This window comes from Vreelandella zhanjiangensis DSM 21076, from assembly GCF_000377665.1.
GTDB lineage: Bacteria > Pseudomonadota > Gammaproteobacteria > Pseudomonadales > Halomonadaceae > Vreelandella > Vreelandella zhanjiangensis.
Genome location: NZ_KB898649.1, coordinates 24,939 through 41,413, shown reverse-complemented (window position 1 = coordinate 41,413; position 16,475 = coordinate 24,939). Strand labels below are relative to the sequence as shown.

Below are 16,475 nucleotides of genomic sequence, written 5' to 3'. Positions count from 1 at the left end.
AAGCCTAAAAAGTAATGTCTTAACTATACGGGAAGGCAGGGGCGGCTAACAATGACCAGAGCATTTGATATCGGTGCTTCGCGAAAGGTGTTCCGGTACACTAGGCGATCTTATTGGCGGAGCGGTTATAGGTGTGTTCGCTGCGCCGTTGCACTGCCTTTTGCATTATCCTTTGCGTTATCCATTGAACTATCTACTGCTTTACGTCAGAAGTATTTCGCAGGTTGTCAAGAGTATCCCGTATGTCTCACTATTATCGTTTAGTCGTTTCCTGCCCTGATCAGGTAGGCATTGTTGCCCGTGTATCCAGTTTTATAGCTCAGCAGGGCGGTTCGATTACCGAAGCCAGCCAACACTCTGACTTGCAAACGGGCCGGTTTTTTATGCGTTACGAAATATTGGCCGATTCACTGGGTATGTCCGCCGAAACGTTGCGCAGTGCCTTTGAGCCAATCGCTCAAGAGTTTTCTATGCAGTGGTCGCTGGTCGATACCCAGAAACGCCGTCGGGTGGTGCTGATGGTCTCGCGTGAGTCCCACTGCCTGGTGGATCTGCTGTATCGCTGGCAGGCGGGTGAGCTGGATTGCGATATTGCCGGTGTGATCTCCAATCACGAAGACATGCGTTCAATCGCCGAATGGTACGGTATTCCTTATCACCATGTGCCGGTTGATCCGAACAATAAGGAAGCGTCGTTTGCCCAAGTGCAAGAGCATATCGATCATGCGCGTGCGGATTGCATCGTGCTGGCACGTTATATGCAGATTCTGCCGCCCTCACTATGCGAGCGGTATGCCGGTCAGGTGATCAATATTCACCACAGTTTCCTGCCCTCTTTTGCGGGTGCCAAGCCTTATCATCAGGCCTATGAGCGCGGTGTAAAACTGATTGGCGCGACCTGTCACTATGTGACCGAGGAGCTGGATGCGGGGCCGATTATCGAGCAGGATATCCATCGCGTGAGCCATTGCCATACGCCCACTGATCTGGTTCGTTTTGGCCGTGATGTGGAAAAAGCCGTGCTGGCACGTGGCCTGCGCTGGCACCTGGAAGACCGCGTATTGATTCACGGTAATAAGACGGTGGTATTCAGCTAAACGCTCGTAGTTGCGTGTAAGCCACCAAAAAAGCGGGTGGCCATGGAAGTGGCCACCCGTTTGAAAGCTATCAAGACGCTGTATTCTCAATACGCTATGTTCTTAAGAAATTATGTTCTTAAGAAATTATGTTTTTAACACGATGCTCTGCCGCCAACTCACCACAAGCGGTACATTAGCCGAGGGCTTGACCGTTGCCACCCCGGATAACGCCCACCCCAACTCCTTCAATATCCAGCGCCTGGGTGCGCAAGTCGATTTCGATAGGGGCAAAGTCAGCGTTTTCGGCCATTAACGTTACCTGATGGCCCTGACGCTTAAAGCGCTTCACGGTAACCTCATCTTCCAGACGCGCGACAACGATTTGCCCGTCGCGTACGCGGTCAGTGCGATGCACTGCCAGCAAGTCGCCTTCAAGAATGCCAACATCTTTCATCGATAAACCGCGCACGCGCAGCAGGTAGTCGGCTTTGGGCGTGAAATACTCTGCTGGCAGCGGGCAGTAACGATCGATGTGTTCAGCCGCCAGAATGGGGCTACCCGCGGCGACTTCGCCAATAACGGGCAAGCCGGCCGGCGGAAGGTCGCTATTAGCTGCCACAGGAGCAGGCGAATCGCTCACTTCCTGAACATCCTGATTAGGCAGGCGAATCCCGCGCGAGGTGTTACGAATAATACGGATTACACCCTTGCGCTCAAGCGCGCGCAAATGCTCTTCAGCGGCATTGGGCGATTTAAACCCCAGCGCTTTGGCAATTTCTGCGCGAGTGGGTGGATATCCAAATTCACCCATGGTCTTTACGATAAAATCAAAAACATGCTGTTGACGTGCTGTGAGTGGTCGAGACATACCAAACTCCATAAACGATAAAAGACAGTCGGTATCTGCCTGCTTGAACAATATGTGTTTAAGTATACAGTATGTTCCTCTGTCCAGTATATGGATAAAAATAGCGCTTAGTTGAGGTTAGACAAGGGCCTGCTGGCATTTTACTAATGGTTAAGTACAAACGTCAGCAACCCCTAAATAAGCGATACGATGTTTGAATTAATTTTAATGAGTTTTCTCATCGATTACAGGAGCTTCTCGTATCTAGGATTGAGCCTGTTAGGGTTATGGCATACTATTTCGGCATGTTTTAAACACTCGTTTTTCTGGAGGCCGAAATGGCACAATCTGATACGGTGTCGCGTATTCTTGATACCGCTGAGGTGCTGTTTGCAGAGCGTGGTTTTGCTGAAACGTCGCTGCGCAACATCACTAGCAAAGCCCGGGTCAATTTAGCGGCCGTCAACTATCACTTTGGCTCTAAAAAAGCCTTGATTCAGGCGGTCTTCTCACGCTACCTGGATCCCTTCACTCAGCGCTTTCATACTGCGCTAGACGAGCTTGAAGCCCGCTATGTCGATAGCCATATTCCGCTGGAAGAACTGCTTGAAACCATGGCTACTACGGTGCTGGCAGTGCCCGCTGAGCGCAATAGTCTAAAAGTGTTTATGCGCTTGCTTGGGCTGGCCTATAGCCAGGCTCAAGGGCATTTACGGCGACATATTCAAGAGCAGTATGGCGAGGTGTTCGCGCGCTTTACTGAACTGGTCCGCCAGGCCACCCCGGATCTGCCAGATTCAGAACGCTTCTGGCGGCTACACTTTATGCTGGGTACCGTCATCTTTACCTTGTCGGGTCTGGACGCTCTGCGTGATATCGCCGCCAAGGATTATCAAGAGCAGGTCACCGTTCGTGATCTGGTACGTCGACTGCGGCCAGTGGTCGTCGCCGCCATGAACGCACCATTACCCCCGGCTGTAGAAGAGGGTCATTATGCGAACACCAACGCTAGCTGAACTGCCGCCCAGCGAAACTGGCTGGATCGAGATTGATACCGACACACAGCAGTTGCGTTGGTGGCAGGGACGAACGGTGTGCTTTGAGTGCGAAATATCGTCGGGTAAAGCCGGGGTAGGCCAACAGGAAGGGAGCGGCCAAACGCCGCATGGTTGGCACTATGTGCGAGCGGCGATTGGCAAGGACCAGCCGGTCGACGCGGTATTTAGAGGCCGACGTTTTACCGGCGAGGTGTTTTCAACGCAGCTGGCCGAAGCAAACCCAACGCGTGACTGGATTTTGACACGCATTTTATGGCTGTGCGGGCTGGAGCGAGGATTCAACCGCGCAGGCTCGGTCGATTCCCAGCGCCGTTATATCTATTTGCACGGTACGCCACCCGATCAGCCGATGGGAACGCCGGCCTCCCATGGCTGTATACGCTTGCGTAATCAGGACCTGCTGAAAGTCTTTGAACGCGCGTTACCTGGCACCCCCGTATGGCTGCATGGTAGCGGTCGGTCGCAGTGTGTGGGATAAGGTTTTTTGACTCTGAGCGTTGATCGTCTAAAATCACCGGCCCTTTTGTTGGATCCATGATAATGACTCAACCTATTGGCCCGGTCATGCTCGACCTGGAAGGGCCGCGATTGAACAGCGCTGAAAAGCGCTTACTGCTTGAACCCGCCGTTGGTGGTGTCATTCTGTTTGCCCGTAATGTGGAAGACGCCTACCAGGTGCGCAAGCTGTGCAGTGATATCCGGCGCGTGCGCGGTGATCTGCTGCTGGCGGTAGACCAAGAGGGAGGCCGCGTTCAACGCATTAAAAAGGGGCTTACCCGGCTGCCAGCCATGGCCCGCATTGGTGAGCGCTATGTTCAGGACCCCGAAGAAGGCACCTTGCTTGCCATTGATGCGGGCTGGCTGCTGGGTATGGAAATGGCCGCATGCGGGCTGGATATCAGTTTTGCGCCGGTACTGGATGTGGATAGCGGTATTTCCAGCGTGATTGGCGATCGAAGCTTTAGTGGTGACCCTCACCACGTAGCTCAACTAGGCGCGGCCTTTGTGGAAGGCTTGCACCAGGCAGGTATGGCGGCGGTAGGTAAGCATTTTCCTGGCCACGGCGGCGTAGCTGCAGATTCCCACGTTGCCTTGCCTGTCGATGAGCGTTCAATGGAGACGATTAAGCAACGCGACCTTGTCCCCTTTGAACGGCTTGCCCCTCAGCTTGATGGCATCATGCCCGCGCATGTGATTTATCGAGCGTTTGATACGCGCCCGGCGGGTTTTTCGCCCAGCTGGTTGGGTATGCTGCGCGAATCACTGGGCTTTAAAGGCTGCATTTTTTCGGATGATTTAAGTATGGCGGGCGCTCATGAAGCGGGCGAGCCACGTGAGCGTGCTGCCGCTGCCCTCGCGGCTGGTTGCGACATGTTGTTGGTATGTAACGACCGCGCCGCCGCCCTGGATGTGATAGATGCCTGCCAGGGGGTTGCCAATAAGCGCCCTGCAAAACTGCGCTATGGGCGTGCACGCCCAGACCTGGATGCGCTGACCGCGCTGGGGCGCTGGCGACGGGCGCATGCCAAGCTTGAAGCGCTTTAATCCCGCCTGATTTTTTTCGTAACACTGCTACGTTTTGGGGAGCAACCCAATGTCTAAACTGGATAAAGAAGCCCTTGAGTCGCTGGACTCGATGCGCCAGCTCATGGATACCGCCGACTGCTTGATTTCCCAGGAGCAGGTTGAGCGCGCTCTGGATCGCATGGCCGAAGCGATCACCAAGGATTTAGGCGATAAACTGCCGGTTTTTTATTGTGTTATGAACGGTGGATTAATCACAACCGGCCATTTGCTGACCCGCTTGGGCTTTCCGCTGGAAGTTGACTACCTACACGCTACGCGTTACCGCAACGAGCTACGCGGCGGCGAGCTTTTTTGGCGTGTATCGCCTGAAGTGCCGATGGCCGGGCGCCATGTGGTGATCGTGGATGACATTCTGGATGAAGGGTCGACGCTCGCCGCAATCCTTGCCTATTGCAAAGAAGCCCAGGCTGCCAGCGTGACCACGGCCGTGCTGGTAGATAAGCAGCATGATCGAAAAGCGGTGCCGGGCCTGAAGGCTGATTATTGCAGCCTGGAAGTCGCGGACCGCTATGTGTTCGGTTTTGGTATGGATTACAAAGGTTACTGGCGTAACGCCCCGGGTATTTTCGCCCCTAAAGGAATGTAGTTGTAACACTATGATCCAATGTCGGCTTAGCGAGGGGAGAAACGCCTCGCTAAGCCGGTCTCGGCGATCATCCGTGTCGAGATTTCTTCTACAGAAAAGCGCGTCGCATCGATAAATGGGATATGCATAATCCGGTAAAGCGCTTCGGCCTGTTCGACTTCCTGCAAACACTGATCCATTGAACTATAGCGGCTGTTCGGCCGACGTTCATTGCGTATGGCGGATAGCCTGCGGGCATCGATAGTCAATCCAAACAGCTTGCGCCGGTGGGGGACTAATGCCTTGGGCAGCTTAAGCGTGCCGTCTTCGTCAAGATCGTCCTCGGTAAGCGGGTAGTTAGCCGCTCGAATACCAAACTGAAGCGCCAGATAAAGCGACGTTGGCGTTTTTCCGCAGCGCGATACGCCCACTAAAATAATGTCGGCTTTGTCGTATTGATGCGTGCGGGCGCCATCGTCGTTATCGAGTGCAAAATGCACCGAATGAATCCGGTCCATATACACATCGTCGCTGCCAATCGAGTGTGTTCTTCCCACACTGTATGAGGAGTGGGTGCCTAACTCCTGCTCCAGTGGCTTCAAAAAGGTAGAAAAGATATCCACTTTGAAGCCCGGCGCCTGGCGAATCACATCGCGTATCTGCTGATCAACAATGGTGTCGATAATCACCGGCTGCTGCCCATCACGAGCAGCAGTGGACTCGATAATCTGAGCAAGCGCTTCGGCTTTCTCAAGCGTATCGATATAAGGCTTGGTCAGCATGTTGATCTCGACATCGCTGAACTGGGCGAGCAGGCTTCGGCCCAAACTCTCGGCCGTAATGCCGGTGCCATCAGAAATAAAAAAAGCTGTCCGCTTCATAACCACGTCCGCCAATCAATAATAGGTACACTATTGTGTGCCGCGAGTTCGCTAAGCACAACGTTCCATGTCACTACATAAATCGCCCGTATAAGCGTCATGTTGTAAAAATCCTCCACTCTCTTCGCTATTAGACCAATGGCGAATAGGATGGCGCGGTGATAGGGTGACACGGTCAATGATTAGCGGTCTAAAAGATTGCATCAACGTCTTAAAGCGAGGGGGTTGCGTGGAAGAGTACATTCTGTGGTTCGATCAGCTAGGTATGGCGGACGTCGAACGCGTGGGTGGTAAGAACGCCTCGCTTGGCGAGATGATTTCCAACTTGTCAGGCGCAGGGGTAACCGTACCGGGTGGGTTTGCCACTACGGCTCACGCTTATCGTGAATTTCTCTCTCATGAAGGGCTTAACGAGCGCATTAACAGCACGCTAGCGCGCCTCGACGTTGATGATGTCAAAGCACTGGCGGAAGCAGGTAGCAATATTCGCCAATGGGTCATCGATACGCCGCTGCCGCCCGCTTTTGAAAGCGCGCTGCGTCAGGCTTATGAGCAGCTGCAGGAGCAACACCCTCAGTTAAAAGTGGCGGTACGCAGCTCGGCAACCGCTGAAGACCTGCCGGATGCCTCCTTTGCCGGTCAGCAGGAAACCTTTCTGAACATTGAAGGTTTCGACAACATCAAGCGCGCTGTCCACGAAGTATTTGCATCGCTGTTTAATGATCGCGCAATTTCTTACCGCGTTCACCGCGGCTACGCCCATGAAAACGTCGCACTGTCGGCGGGCGTTCAAAAGATGGTGCGCTCTGAAACGGGTGCCTCAGGGGTTATGTTTACCCTGGATACTGAGTCGGGTTACCGCGATGCCGTGTTCGTAACCGCCTCGTGGGGGCTAGGCGAAACCGTCGTGCAGGGAGCCGTTAACCCTGACGAGTTTTATGTTCATAAAGGCACCCTGGCAGCCGGTCGCCCAGCAGTTTTAAGGCGTAACCTGGGCTCCAAGTTAATTAAGATGGTTTACGGTCAGGAAACCAGCGCCGGAAAGTCTGTTGAAACCGTTGACGTGCCGCTTAGCCAGCGCGGCCGTTTCTGCATTAACGATCAGCAGGTAATGGATCTTGCCCGCCAGGCGGTCACTATTGAGCAACACTACCAGCGCCCCATGGATATCGAGTGGGCACTTGATGGTGATGATGGCGAGCTTTACATCGTTCAGGCGCGTCCTGAAACAGTGGTCTCACAGCAGGAAGGCGGCAAGTTAGAGCGTTTCCAGCTGCGCGAGAAGGGGCGTACCCTGATTACCGGCCGGGCGATTGGTCAGCGCATTGGTAGCGGCACGGTCAAAGTGGTCATGAGCCCGGAAGATATGGATAAGGTTCTTGACGGTGACATTCTGGTGACCGACATGACCGATCCAGACTGGGAGCCCATCATGAAGCGGGCTTCAGCCATTGTTACCAACCGTGGTGGGCGTACCTGCCATGCGGCGATTATTGCTCGTGAGCTGGGCATTCCGGCGGTGGTCGGCTGTGGTGACGCCACGCAGCAGCTCAGAGAAGGCACCGATGTTACCGTTTCCTGTGCCGAAGGCGATACAGGGCACGTTTACGAGGGGTTGCTGGATTTTGACTGCAAAGTTTCAAGCGTCGATGCCATGCCTGAAATCCCGTTCAAGATCATGATGAACGTGGGCAACCCTGATCGCGCATTTGGGTTTGCCAGCCTGCCCAACGCCGGTGTGGGCCTTGCTCGCCTAGAGTTCATCATCAACCGCATGATTGGCGTTCACCCCAAGGCGCTGCTGGATTACGCAACGCTGCCCGCTGACCTGCAGCAGGTGATTGATCTGCGCACGTCTGGCTATGCCGACCCGGTAACCTTTTACGTCGATAAGCTGGTGGAAGGTATTTCTACGCTGGCGGCAGCGTTCTATCCTCAGCGGGTCATCGTGCGTCTGTCTGATTTTAAATCCAATGAGTACGAGAACCTGATTGGCGGCAAGCTCTACGAGCCGGGTGAAGAGAACCCGATGCTGGGCTTCCGGGGTGCCTCTCGCTACATTTCGGATTCGTTCCGCCCCTGTTTTGAACTTGAGTGTCGCGCATTGAAATATGTGCGTGAGGAGATGGGGTTCGACAACATCGAAATCATGGTGCCGTTCGTGCGCACCACCGGCGAAGCTAAAGAAGTCGTTGACCTGCTAGCGGCCAATGGCTTGGCGCGCGGTGGTGATAGCGGCCTGAAAGTCATCATGATGTGTGAGCTGCCGGCCAATGCGCTGCTTGCCGACGAATTCCTTGAATATTTTGACGGTTTCTCGATTGGCTCTAACGACCTGACACAGCTAACGCTGGGACTGGATCGTGACTCGGGTATCGTGGCCCATTTGTTTGATGAGCGTAACGCCGCGGTCAAAAAGCTGCTGGCAATGGCGATTCAAGCCTGTAAAGCGCAAGGCAAGTATGTCGGCATTTGCGGGCAGGGGCCTTCGGATCACCCCGATCTGGCTAAATGGTTGATGGAACAAGGAATCGATTCGGTTTCCTTGAACCCTGACGCAGTGCTTGAAACGTGGTTCATGCTGGCAGGCGAAACGATTAGCTAACGCTGAGTATGAGCCAGTAATTTTGTGCCCGGCCATTGTGCCGGGCACAAGCGTTTTATAGGCTACGCTTTGGTTTGGTTATTGCCTTGATATTCCTAAGACGCAAGAGGGTGCTGTAATGTCCCCAGTAAAGGTTAGTTTAACGCTATCAGGTTTGCTGCTAGTGCCACTGTATAGCTTTGGATTTAGCTATGAAGCGCCATCAGTAACCCCGGAAGTCGGATCGGGCTATGAGGAGAAACCCGGTTGGTCAACTGAATCATTCGCTGTCGCGGCGGCGAATCCGCTGGCCACTGATGCGGGTTATCAAGTACTTGCCAATGGCGGTAATGCCGTTGATGCGGCGATTGCCGTGCAAATGGTACTAACACTTGTGGAGCCTCAGTCCAGCGGTATTGGCGGCGGTGCCTTTTTAATGCATTACGACGGCTCTGACGTTCAGGCCTACGATGGCCGCGAAACGGCGCCCGCGGCGGTAACCGGTGAGCTGTTCATGCAAGACGGCGAGCCGCTGCCTTTCATGGATGCCGTGGCGAGCGGGCTTTCAGTCGGCGTGCCGGGAACGGTGCGAATGCTGGAGCAAGCTCATAAAGAGCATGGCAAGCTAGCTTGGGAAGAGCTGTTCGTACCCGCAATTACGCTTGCGGAAGAAGGCTTTGCGGTTAGCCAGCGTCTGAATACCAGCCTGGCAAGTGATGAAGCGTTAAAAAACGATCCACTAGCGGGACAGTTTTACTATAACGCAGATGGTGAACCGCTAGCCGTTGGCGATACGCTGAAAAACCCTGCGCTAGCCGAGATACTGCGCCGTATAGCTTCTCAGGGAAGTGCCGCGCTTTATGAGGGCGAGATTGCCGAAGATTTAGTCAATCGCGTGCAGAGCCATGATGTTCGCCCAGGCAGCATGACGCTGGAGGATATTCAGGGTTATCAGGCGGTTGAGCGAGACCCGTTGTGTACCCCTTGGCAGCAGTGGGAAGTATGCGGTTTCCCACCGCCTTCCTCTGGGCATATCACGGTCATGCAGATACTCGGTATGTTGGATCAGCGGCCTCTGCTGGAAGCGCCCTTGGATAACGGCGTATCAAGCAGTGGCTGGCTGCATCAGTTTCTCGAGGCCTCGCGGTTGGCGTTTGCTGATCGAGGCCGCTATATCGCCGACCCTGACTTTGTCGAAGCGCCTGGCGGTGATTGGACGTTGATGCTGGCGCCGGATTACCTGGCTTCACGCAGTGAGCTGATTGGCGACACCAGCATGGGCGACAGCGCGCAGCCGGGCAACCCAGGCGAGTTGAATGTCAGCTGGGCTTCTCAGCCAGCGCAGCCTGAGTACGGCACCAGCCATATCAGTATCGTCGATGTCGATGGCAACGCTGTTGCCATGACGACTTCTATTGAGCAAGCGTTTGGCTCGCGCATCTTGGCCGATGGCGGCACTGGATTGCCGGGTGGCTATTTGCTTAACAATGAACTCACGGACTTCTCTTTTGTACCCGAAGTCGATGGCGAACCTGTTGCCAACCGCGTTGAGCCGGGTAAACGCCCACGTTCGAGCATGAGTCCTACGCTAGTGTTTGACGGGGAGACGGGTGAGTTGGTAGCGAGCCTTGGATCGCCGGGCGGTGCTGCGATTATTCATTATACGGCGCGTACCCTGGTCGCCATGCGTGATTGGGGCATGAATGCCCAGGAGGCGCTTAATCTGCCCCATGCAATTACCACCGGTGGCGATGTCTATCTCGAAGAGGGCCGCTTCCCCGATGCAACCAAGCAGGCGCTTGAAGCGTATGGCCATACGATAAGCGAGCGTGAACTGACTAGCGGACTACAGGCGATTCGCCGCCTTGAAGACGGTACGCTGTTTGGTGGGGCAGACCCACGTCGCGAAGGCGTCGTAATGGGCGACTAAACCATTGGCCTTATCAGTGACGTGCAAAAACAGGTAGTTCAGCCCGTCTTGCACGTCACTGACGCAGCCAATTACGCAGTTTCACCAGCAGCAACGACCCATCACTTAGCGCTTTACGCTCCTCAATAAGCTCACGTAGGCGGCTTGGGTGGTCCGTAATGATAGCGTCAACGCCTAAATCAATCAGCGTTGACATGCGGGCACGGTCGTTCACCGTCCAGGCATGTATTTCATAGCCATAAAGCGCTGCCAGACGCACTTCCTCTTCACTAATGCGGTTATGGCGAAGCCCTAATGCATCGAAGCTGCGCCGGTCCAATGTGCCGGGCAGAATCAGCTGGGCAAGCAGTGTGACGCGCAGCTCTGGAACGTAGTCTTTTATATACGTGACCAGCGTAGGCGATACGGTTGCAACCCGCATATCTCTGAGCGCATCAGGAAAACCACACTGCCCATAAGCGGCCAAAGGGTCGTTGCTTGCAGCCCAGCACGCGTAGCGGAAATCCGTTTCTGCTCGCAGCTGCTCGATCACCGCGTTAGCTAGCGCCTGCTCTTGGCCGGGCAATGATTTCATATCGATCATTAATCCGGCTTTCCCCCGTACGTGGTCCAGTACTTCTTCAAGGCTTGCTATGGGTTCATTCTGAAAGGCATCCCCAAACCAGCTGCCTATATCGTATTGGCTAAGTTCCTCGCGGGTCAGGTCACCAAATTCACGATTATCACCCGTTAATCTTGCCAGGCTGCGATCATGATAAATCATGACCTGCTCATCGGCCGTCAGGCGTACATCCAGCTCAACATAGTCGGCCCTGTCGATCAGGGCCTGATCCACGGCCGCCAGGGTGTTTTCGGGCGCTACCATGGAGCTACCGCGGTGAGCGATCACCTCGACGTTATCGCGTAGTTCAAAGCTATTCAGAATCCACCAGGCTTGTAAGCCAGCAAAGAGCAGAACGCTAAGCTCCACAGCCCAGGCGAAACGGCCGGGGCTGGCGCTTTCGGGTGGGGGCGCTGGGCGCATCTCACGGTGAGCTAACTGAAGATACAAGCAGGCGCAAAGCAGCGCATTGGCCACAATGCCGATAAACGTGATCGCCAGCGTTAACAGCAGATAGCCGGTCAAATAGGCAAACATGGCCGGGATCAAAAACGCGTTATGTTCGGGCAGCCACCAGAGCAGCGGTGTTACCAGCGAATCAAACGCGATGGTCGTGACAATAGGTAGCGCAATAATAAGCAGTAGCAGGGTAAGTACGGCGGCGCCTATCGAGCGGTGCCATCCGCGCGTCAAATACACGCTGCGCTTTAGAGCGTGTAGCGGGTGGCAGTTTTCCAGGGCTACCAGAGGGAGTGCCAGCAGCCAGCGTAAATAAAGCCAGGCAGCTAACCCCATCCAGGTAAAAACAAGCGGCAGCGCACAGGCGATAAAGTACCAGAGCACAGGCGGCTTTACGCGCTGCAGATAGTAAGGGTCAATGCCGCTTAACCAGACATCGTAAAGCCAGGCGAGGCCCGCCATAAAGGGTGCCAGCAGCAGCAGATGTGTGCCTACCTGCAGGACAACCAGCCCGGCAAGCGCTGGCAGGCGGCGAAAGCTTAGCCAGAGGGCCTCAAAGGCAAGCCGGTAATGATTGCCGCGCGGGCGCACGGCGACCTGAAGCATACCTGCCTGTTGCCAGTAAATGATCAAAAACGTAAAGCCTAGACCTACCAGCATGCCAGCAAGGCCTAAAGGGCTGAATATCAGGCTGATCAATTCATCGTTGGTGACGACCGTGCGTTTTAGCTGGGCAAGCAGGCCCTGGGTTATCCACCCAATCAAGGGTAATAACAAGGCAGAGGCTAGTAACGTAAAAAACAGGTGATAGGCGATCAGAGGCCGCAGATGGTCGCGCAGTGTTCTCAGTAAGGCCGAGCCAAGGTGGGTCAGTGGCTGCATTGTCTTTTTAAATCATTAGGATGAACCCACAGAGTGGCAGTATCTGAGGGCGCCCGCAAGTCGTGGCACAAAGTGTTGAGCATAAAAAAACGCCCCACGACTATGCATAATCGTGGGGCGTTCGGTCATCGGCTCAGAAGTAATGAATCGTCATCTCTTCTGCGATGTTGCGAGCATCGGCGATAGAGTGGTTACGCTTCTTGTGCAACCGGAATCACGTTTGAGGCAATCTTCTGATATTCCTCAATTTCGTGGAAGTTCATGTAACGATAGATCTCTCCCGCCATGGCGTCAAATTCACTCATGTAACGCTGATACTCTTCAACGCTTGGCAGGCGACCTTCAACCGCGGCAACGGCGGCTAGTTCCGCTGAGGCAAGGTACACGTTGGCACCATCACCCAAACGGTTCGGGAAGTTACGTGTAGACGTAGACACTACGGTGCTTTTTGCAGCAACGCGGGCCTGGTTACCCATACACAGCGAACATCCCGGCATTTCCATGCGCGCACCGGCACGACCATAAATGCCGTAGTAACCCTCTTCGGTCAGCTGGTGCTGATCCATTTTGGTCGGCGGTGCCAGCCACAGGCGAGTTTTCAGGCTACCTGCAGGCTGCTTTTCGAGAAGTTTACCCGCTGCGCGGAAGTGACCAATGTTGGTCATGCACGAGCCGATAAACACTTCGTCAATTTTTTCGCCTGCTACATCTGACAGCAAGCGAGCGTCGTCAGGATCGTTAGGCGCGCAAAGTACCGGCTCCTTGATCTCGGACAGATCGATTTCGATTACTTCGGCGTATTCGGCATCCGCATCGGCACGCATCAGGCTCGGGTTGGCAAGCCATGCTTCCATGCCTTCGATACGACGGCTTATCGTACGTTCATCGCCGTAGCCGTTGGCAATCATCCACTTCAGCAGAGTGATGTTGGATTTCAGGTATTCAGTTACGCTCTCTTCCGATAACGTAATGGTACAGCCAGCAGCAGAGCGCTCAGCAGAGGCATCGGAAAGTTCGAACGCCTGCTCGACCGTCAGGTCTTCAAGGCCTTCAATTTCCAGTACGCGACCAGAGAACGCGTTCTTTTTGTTGGCTTTATCGACCGTCAACAAACCGTGCTTAATGCCGTAAAGCGGAATGGCGTGAACCAGGTCGCGCAGGGTAACACCGGGCTGGCGTTTACCTTTAAAGCGAACCAGTACGGATTCCGGCATATCCAGCGGCATAACGCCGGTAGCGGCTGCGAACGCAACCAGGCCAGAACCGGCCGGGAACGAGATACCCAGCGGGAAACGGGTGTGAGAGTCGCCACCGGTGCCCACTGTGTCAGGCAACAGCATACGGTTCAGCCAGCTGTGGATGATGCCGTCGCCAGGACGCAGCGATACACCGCCACGGTTCATGATGAAGTCAGGCAGGGTGTGATGAGTGTCCACGTCAACCGGCTTGGGATAAGCGGCAGTGTGACAGAACGACTGCATGACCAAATCAGCCTGGAAGCCTAAACAAGCCAGATCTTTCAGTTCGTCACGGGTCATCGGGCCCGTGGTGTCCTGAGAGCCGACCGTGGACATTTTAGGTTCGCAGTACATACCCGGGCGAACGCCTTCCAGACTACAGGCTTTACCGACCATTTTTTGCGCCAGGGTGAAGCCTTTGCCGGTATCTTTAGGTTGGTCGGGCAGACGGAATACGTCAGACGCTTCCAAGCCTAAAGATTCGCGGGCTTTACCCGTGAGGCCACGGCCAATAATCAACGGAATACGGCCACCGGCACGTACTTCGTCCAGAATCAGCTGGGTCTTCAGTTCAAACGTGGTGATTACTTCGTCGGTGCCGTGCTTGCATACTTTGCCTGCATAGGGGTAGACGTCGATTACGTCGCCCATTGCCAGCTTGGTGACGTCCAGCTCAACCGGAAGTGCACCGGAATCTTCCATGGTATTGAAGAAGATCGGGGCAATCTTGCTGCCAAAGCAGAAGCCGCCAGCGCGCTTGTTGGGAACGTAAGGGATATCGTCACCAAAGAACCATAGCACGGAGTTGGTGGCTGATTTGCGTGAAGAACCGGTACCCACTACGTCACCGACGTAAGCGACCGGGAAGCCTTTGGCTTTAACTTCTTCAATCTGCTTAAGCGGGCCCATGGAGCCGGGTACTTCAGGCACAATGCCGTCACGCTCGTTTTTGAGCATGGCATTGGCGTGCAGCGGGATATCCGGACGTGACCAGGCATCGGGTGCTGGTGACAAGTCATCGGTATTGGTCTCACCCGGTACCTTAAAGACGGTCAGGGTGATCTTTTCTTCTAAAGCAGGCTTGGAAAGGAACCACTCTGCTTCAGCCCAGGACTGAATAACGTCCTGGGCGACGCTGTTGCCATTTTTGGCGCGCTCTTCGACATCGTGGAAGGCGTCAAACATCAGCAGGGTATGCTTGAGCTGCTCGCCCGCTTCACGTGCCAGCTCTTCGTTGTCAAGCAGTTCCACCATGGAAACGATGTTGTAGCCACCTTGCATCGTACCCAGAAGCTTAACCGCGTGGATCTTATCGATCAGCGGAGAAGACGCCTCGCCTTTGGCAATAGCGGTAAGAAAGCCCGCTTTCACATAAGCGGCTTCATCAACACCCGGCGGAACCCGGTTGGTAATCAGGTCAAGGATGAATTCTTCTTCACCGGCCGGTGGGGTTTTCAGCAGCTCAATTAAGGCGGCAACTTGCTCGGCGTTTAAAGGCTTGGCGGGTACGCCCTCGGCGGCGCGTTCCTCGACATGTTGGCGATATGCTTCAAGCACGTTGGGGCCCTCTCATCTGCTTTATGGTGGCGAACACACACTTTCACGGTATTAAAGCGTGCGCTCGGACACATGACATACGCTTGACAAACAGCGTCTGGTTGGATGGCACGGATTCTACGGGAAACTGTCGACAATGTTAAGAAGAAGGGTTGGCTCGCATGTTGTACTTTATATGAAGGGGAGAAGCGGTGATTTTAAAATGTCTGTATTTTTAATCAGTTAACCACTAAAACGACGCTATCAAGCTTAAAACGTTCAATGAATAGGGCGATAAAGATGCGATGGGCGTTACAGCGCGTTACCATAACCTACGCTTTATAACGCTAAGATTATTTTGCTGCTTGTGTAAAAAAGCGCCAAAGCATCACAAACGGTATTTTTGACATTAGCGTTTTGCTATATAAGAAGTGTTACAGCGTGCTTACGTAGACGATTTATTTAGTATACAAGTAATGAGATAGGTCAAACGCCCTCAGCGTTTATGTATTGTACAATAGTGAAATAAACGCTCGGAAAAATGTTATGTTGATACAACTTAATGAATTAAAAACAGCGGATCATGGCGTTCAAGCAAACGATCTACTGCCAGAAAGCCTTAATGCATTTCTTGCATGCCAAACGCCGGATAGCTGGCTTCAGTGGGCATTGAGTAATCCGGAAATACTGCTTATCGATCACGCTCAATGTGAGAAAAAAGCAGCTTCGACCGCCATGAGCCTGCTGTATCGCTATGTGGATCAGCCCCTTTTATTAAGCAAAATGTCGCAGCTGGCACGTGAAGAACTCCTGCACTTTGAGCAGGTAGTTGGCTTAATGGAGAAACGTGGCGTTGAATACCGACACTTAACGGCTTCACGCTATGCCGAAGGTTTGCGGCGCCATGTTCGCAGTAATGACCCTGAGCGCTTGATTGACGTGTTGATTATTGGGGCGTTAATTGAAGCGCGTAGCTGTGAGCGGTTCGCGCGGCTGATCCCGTATTTGGATGAAGAGCTGGCCAAATTTTACCGTACGCTGGTGAAGTCTGAAGGGCGCCATTTTGAAGACTATCTTTTGCTTGCGCAGCAACAAACCAACGATTCAATTGATGAACGAATCGCTTTTTTTGTCGCCCAGGAAGCAGAGCTGATAACGTCACCCGATACGGCTTTTCGTTTTCATAGCGGTGTGCCTGCTTAATGCACCGCTAGCCCAGTCAGGATAT

Annotated in this window: 12 protein-coding genes; 8 read left to right on the top strand and 4 right to left on the bottom strand. The window is 53.9% G+C overall.

Annotation, left to right across the window (positions count from 1 at the left end; all coding sequences use genetic code 11):
* The first annotated feature begins 242 nt into the window (after positions 1-242).
* Positions 243-1,097, top strand: a complete 855-nt coding sequence (gene purU, locus D467_RS0109155) for a formyltetrahydrofolate deformylase (RefSeq protein WP_018917212.1) — start codon at positions 243-245, stop codon at positions 1,095-1,097.
* Between the two features lie 175 nt (positions 1,098-1,272).
* Here purU and lexA read toward each other — a convergent pair whose 3' ends face one another.
* Positions 1,273-1,947, bottom strand: coding sequence for a transcriptional repressor LexA (gene lexA / locus D467_RS0109150; protein ID WP_018917211.1), 675 nt, complete (start codon positions 1,945-1,947; stop codon positions 1,273-1,275).
* 317 nt (positions 1,948-2,264) lie between these two features.
* On the opposite strand from lexA, the gene D467_RS0109145 reads away from it, so the two are divergent.
* The 4 genes from D467_RS0109145 (at position 2,265) to D467_RS0109130 (ending at position 5,157) form a co-directional block, all read left to right on the top strand.
* Positions 2,265-2,942 carry a TetR/AcrR family transcriptional regulator gene (locus tag D467_RS0109145; RefSeq protein WP_018917210.1) on the top strand — a complete coding sequence of 226 codons (678 nt, stop codon included), beginning with the start codon at positions 2,265-2,267 and terminating at the stop codon, positions 2,940-2,942.
* Positions 2,920-3,462 carry a L,D-transpeptidase gene (locus tag D467_RS0109140; RefSeq protein WP_018917209.1) on the top strand — a complete coding sequence of 181 codons (543 nt, stop codon included), beginning with the start codon at positions 2,920-2,922 and terminating at the stop codon, positions 3,460-3,462. The genes D467_RS0109145 and D467_RS0109140 overlap by 23 nt, the downstream gene beginning before the upstream one ends.
* Positions 3,463-3,524: 62 nt before the next feature.
* On the top strand, positions 3,525-4,529 hold the full coding sequence (nagZ, locus tag D467_RS0109135) for a beta-N-acetylhexosaminidase (protein ID WP_018917208.1): 1,005 nt from the start codon (positions 3,525-3,527) through the stop codon (positions 4,527-4,529).
* 49 nt (positions 4,530-4,578) lie between these two features.
* Positions 4,579-5,157 carry a hypoxanthine-guanine phosphoribosyltransferase gene (locus D467_RS0109130; RefSeq protein WP_018917207.1) on the top strand — a complete coding sequence of 193 codons (579 nt, stop codon included), beginning with the start codon at positions 4,579-4,581 and terminating at the stop codon, positions 5,155-5,157.
* A gap of 26 nt (positions 5,158-5,183) precedes the next feature.
* Here D467_RS0109130 and ppsR read toward each other — a convergent pair whose 3' ends face one another.
* Positions 5,184-6,017, bottom strand: coding sequence for a posphoenolpyruvate synthetase regulatory kinase/phosphorylase PpsR (gene ppsR, locus D467_RS0109125; RefSeq protein ID WP_018917206.1), 834 nt, complete (start codon positions 6,015-6,017; stop codon positions 5,184-5,186).
* A gap of 229 nt (positions 6,018-6,246) precedes the next feature.
* On the opposite strand from ppsR, the gene ppsA reads away from it, so the two are divergent.
* Positions 6,247-8,622, top strand: a complete 2,376-nt coding sequence (gene ppsA / locus D467_RS0109120; RefSeq protein ID WP_018917205.1) for a phosphoenolpyruvate synthase — start codon at positions 6,247-6,249, stop codon at positions 8,620-8,622.
* A 118-nt stretch (positions 8,623-8,740) separates the two neighbouring features.
* A complete protein-coding gene (ggt, locus tag D467_RS0109115; protein WP_018917204.1) occupies positions 8,741-10,531 on the top strand; it encodes a gamma-glutamyltransferase in 1,791 nt (596 codons plus the stop codon).
* 55 nt (positions 10,532-10,586) lie between these two features.
* Here the strand turns inward: ggt and D467_RS0109110 are convergent, their stop codons facing one another.
* Complete coding sequence (locus D467_RS0109110; protein WP_018917203.1) at positions 10,587-12,473, bottom strand: glycerophosphodiester phosphodiesterase family protein; 1,887 nt, start codon at positions 12,471-12,473, stop codon at positions 10,587-10,589.
* Positions 12,474-12,664: 191 nt separating this feature from the next.
* Positions 12,665-15,268: a bifunctional aconitate hydratase 2/2-methylisocitrate dehydratase gene (acnB, locus tag D467_RS0109105; protein ID WP_018917202.1), complete on the bottom strand. Its 2,604-nt coding sequence runs from the start codon at positions 15,266-15,268 to the stop codon at positions 12,665-12,667.
* Positions 15,269-15,793: 525 nt separating this feature from the next.
* Here acnB and D467_RS0109095 point away from each other — a divergent pair.
* Entirely contained in the window at positions 15,794-16,450 is a 657-nt protein-coding gene (locus tag D467_RS0109095; protein WP_018917200.1) for a MiaE family protein, read from the top strand.
* Positions 16,451-16,475 lie beyond the last annotated feature (25 nt).

What these genes read in the sequence shown, in the direction of transcription:
- D467_RS0109140 (WP_018917209.1), top strand. Translation starts at nt 2,920, where the DNA reads ATGCGAACACCAACGCTAGCTGAACTGCCGCCCAGCGAAACTGGCTGG.
- D467_RS0109130 (WP_018917207.1), top strand. Translation starts at nt 4,579, where the DNA reads ATGTCTAAACTGGATAAAGAAGCCCTTGAGTCGCTGGACTCGATGCGC.
- D467_RS0109110 (WP_018917203.1), bottom strand. Translation starts at nt 12,473, where the DNA reads ATGCAGCCACTGACCCACCTTGGCTCGGCCTTACTGAGAACACTGCGC.
- D467_RS0109095 (WP_018917200.1), top strand. Translation starts at nt 15,794, where the DNA reads ATGTTGATACAACTTAATGAATTAAAAACAGCGGATCATGGCGTTCAA.
- purU (WP_018917212.1), top strand. Translation starts at nt 243, where the DNA reads ATGTCTCACTATTATCGTTTAGTCGTTTCCTGCCCTGATCAGGTAGGC.
- ppsR (WP_018917206.1), bottom strand. Translation starts at nt 6,017, where the DNA reads ATGAAGCGGACAGCTTTTTTTATTTCTGATGGCACCGGCATTACGGCC.
- lexA (WP_018917211.1), bottom strand. Translation starts at nt 1,947, where the DNA reads ATGTCTCGACCACTCACAGCACGTCAACAGCATGTTTTTGATTTTATC.
- ggt (WP_018917204.1), top strand. Translation starts at nt 8,741, where the DNA reads ATGTCCCCAGTAAAGGTTAGTTTAACGCTATCAGGTTTGCTGCTAGTG.
- nagZ (WP_018917208.1), top strand. Translation starts at nt 3,525, where the DNA reads ATGACTCAACCTATTGGCCCGGTCATGCTCGACCTGGAAGGGCCGCGA.
- D467_RS0109145 (WP_018917210.1), top strand. Translation starts at nt 2,265, where the DNA reads ATGGCACAATCTGATACGGTGTCGCGTATTCTTGATACCGCTGAGGTG.